Raw genomic sequence first — 2,698 nt, forward strand, 5'->3', positions numbered from 1 at the left:
CATCCACATCTGCACAAACCACCGTTGTTCCTACTTCTGCCAAACAGGCGCCGGTTACCAAACCAACATACCCTGTACCTACGATCACTACTTTCATACTAATAGTATTTAAGATTGTAACTTGAACTGATCCTGTTGCAGGAAATCCCTGTAAGCCATTACCAGACCCTCTTTCAGACTGATGCTATGTTTCCATCCCAGTCGGTGCAACCGAGATACATCCATCAGTTTACGGGGCGTACCATCTGGCTTGGAAGCATCAAAAAGTAGTTCACCTTCATAGCACACCACCTCTTTAATATATTCTGCCAGTTGCCGGATGGTCAGGTCTTCCCCTTTACCGATGTTTACGGGCTCCTTTTCATTATAATGTTGCATGAGGTATACGCAGGCATCAGCCAGGTCATCTGCAAAAAGAAATTCCCGTTTAGGCGTACCCGTTCCCCACACCGTTACCGATGGTTTATTATTTACTTTGGCCTCATGAAAACGGCGGATCAGTGCTGGCAGCACATGCGCATTCTCCGGATGATAGTTATCACCAATGCCAAACAGGTTGGTAGGCATTACGCTGATAAAGTTGCAGCCATACTGATCGCGATACGCTTCACATAATTTGATGCCGGCAATTTTTGCGATAGCATAAGGCTCATTGGTTTGTTCCAGCAAACCTGTCAACAAAAAACTTTCTTTGATGGGCTGCGGTGCCATACGGGGATAGATACACGAACTTCCAAGGAATTGCAGTTTGGTCACCCCATGCTTCCATGCCGCATGTATCACATTGGCGGCGATCATCAGGTTATCGTACAGGAACTCTGCCCGGTAGGTATTATTCGCATGAATACCACCTACTTTGGCGGCTGCGAGAAATACATAGGCCGGCTTTTCTGTCGCGAAAAAATCGTCCACTTCTGCCTGTCTGCGTAAATCAAGGCTCCCGGAATTGCGGGTAATAATATTTTGATACCCCAGTGTTTCCAGTCTTCTTTTAATGGCGCTGCCCACCATTCCCCGGTGACCAGCTATATAGATCGGATCATTTGCTTCCATAGCTGTTAATGATTTGTGTTGGTATTTATAATAATTCCGGACGGTTTTCTTTTACCCATTTATGGAGTTGCTTAATATCCTGTCCTCGGCCACGCTGCATGATCAGCAGCGCGCTGGCCGTGTTCACCACTACCATATTTTCCACGCCTACCAGTGCTACCAGTTTATCTTTTCCAATCACCATATTCTTTTTCGGATCACTTTCAATAAATACTGCCTGGTGATTGCGATACTGATAATGATGAGAGAGCGCGTCTGCCAGTGCTTCATAGCTACCCACATCACTCCAGTCCATTTTGGTAGGCACTACTTTTACGATGCTGCTTTTCTCCAGTACGGCGTAGTCGATGCTGTCTGCCGGAATAGCTTCCATGGTGGCGGTGGATAATACACCGGTGCTTTTCCATTCTGCTGCGGCAATGGCGGCTGCTTCATAAATGGCAGGCGCATGTTTTTGCAGTTCCTGCAGCATAATGCGGGCTTTGCAACAAAAGATGCCGCTGTTCCAGAGGAAGCCGCCGGCTGCCAGCATAGCTTCTGCTACGGGGCGCTCCGGCTTTTCCACGAAGTGAAGTACATCATGACCGGAATAACTGATATAGCCAAATCCTGTTTCCGGATAGGTGGGCACCAGGCCAATGGTCACAATATGATTACCTGCCGCCAGAATGCCGGCTGTTTCAATCGCCATAGCATAACGATCGGGGGTACCAATCAGGTGATCGGCAGGCGTGATCAGCAGGGTGGTTTCGGGGTCGGCTACAAAAGCAGCCAGCGCGATGGCGGCGGCGGTATTACGCCCTACAGGTTCGGCAATACATGCCGGCGATACTGCACCTGCCTGCTCCAGCTGTTCGGTAACGATAGCTGCCTGCTGCTCGTTCACAATAGCCAGTACCTTATTACAGGCAAAACGATTGCGCCGGAAAGCCAATTGCAGGAGACTATAGCCATCGAACAGGGTTAATAACTGTTTGGGCGTTTGCTGGTTAGATAAGGGCCATAACCGCGTGCCGGAGCCGCCGCAAAGAATAATATGCTGCATCATAAGGTTGGTTGTTTTATCAGTAATGATATCCATTCACTATTTTGCTACCGGCGATCACTGTCATTTCTCTGGATGGTACTGTTGCTACCAGCATGCATCCTAAACTGCTCAGCTCTACTTTTACCCGGTTGCTGCTGATGGCTATTATTTTACCGCCGGAAGCAGACTGTCGTTTTTCATCGTCCTGTATGGGTACCTGTTCTACAGATACGTCTTCATAATCCCGCAAAAAATGACGGATCAGGGCAATCTCATGGTCAGGTATGATGGCCGGTTGTCCCAGCCAGTATACAAAGTTGACCACGTTATCTGTTTCACGCACCACCCAACTTCTGCTTTCAGGAATATGTACAAATACATAAGAGGGAAACAAGGGTTCCTGCACGATCTTACGTGCACGGACCAACTCTTTAACAGGGTGATAATGTTCCACTTTTTTTCGGGTGAACAGATCTGCTACTTTCTTCTCGCATTTAGACCGGGTATACACCGCATACCAGGCTGATGGTTGTTCATTAAACATAGGAGCCGGTTTTTAGGTTATCGGATGTTTTGTAGAATTTATAAAGGCAGGACCGGGCATAGCTTCGCCCGTAG

At 47.9% G+C, this 2,698-nt stretch carries 4 protein-coding genes; all 4 read right to left on the reverse strand.

What is annotated here, in order from left to right; all coding sequences use genetic code 11:
• On the reverse strand, window positions 1-97 hold a 97-nt coding region (locus VIP81_RS03905), incomplete at its 3' end, for a hypothetical protein (RefSeq protein WP_331957173.1).
• Window positions 98-108: 11 nt separating this feature from the next.
• Window positions 109-1,053: a GDP-L-fucose synthase gene (gene fcl / locus VIP81_RS03910; protein WP_331957170.1), complete on the reverse strand. Its 945-nt coding sequence runs from the start codon at window positions 1,051-1,053 to the stop codon at window positions 109-111.
• A gap of 25 nt (window positions 1,054-1,078) precedes the next feature.
• A complete protein-coding gene (locus tag VIP81_RS03915; protein WP_331957171.1) occupies window positions 1,079-2,101 on the reverse strand; it encodes a mannose-1-phosphate guanylyltransferase in 1,023 nt (340 codons plus the stop codon).
• A 16-nt stretch (window positions 2,102-2,117) separates the two neighbouring features.
• A complete protein-coding gene (gene nusG / locus VIP81_RS03920) occupies window positions 2,118-2,624 on the reverse strand; it encodes a transcription termination/antitermination protein NusG (protein ID WP_331957172.1) in 507 nt (168 codons plus the stop codon).
• Window positions 2,625-2,698 lie beyond the last annotated feature (74 nt).

The sequence above is a fragment of the Chitinophaga sp. genome (genome assembly GCF_036566945.1).
Lineage (GTDB): Bacteria > Bacteroidota > Bacteroidia > Chitinophagales > Chitinophagaceae > Chitinophaga.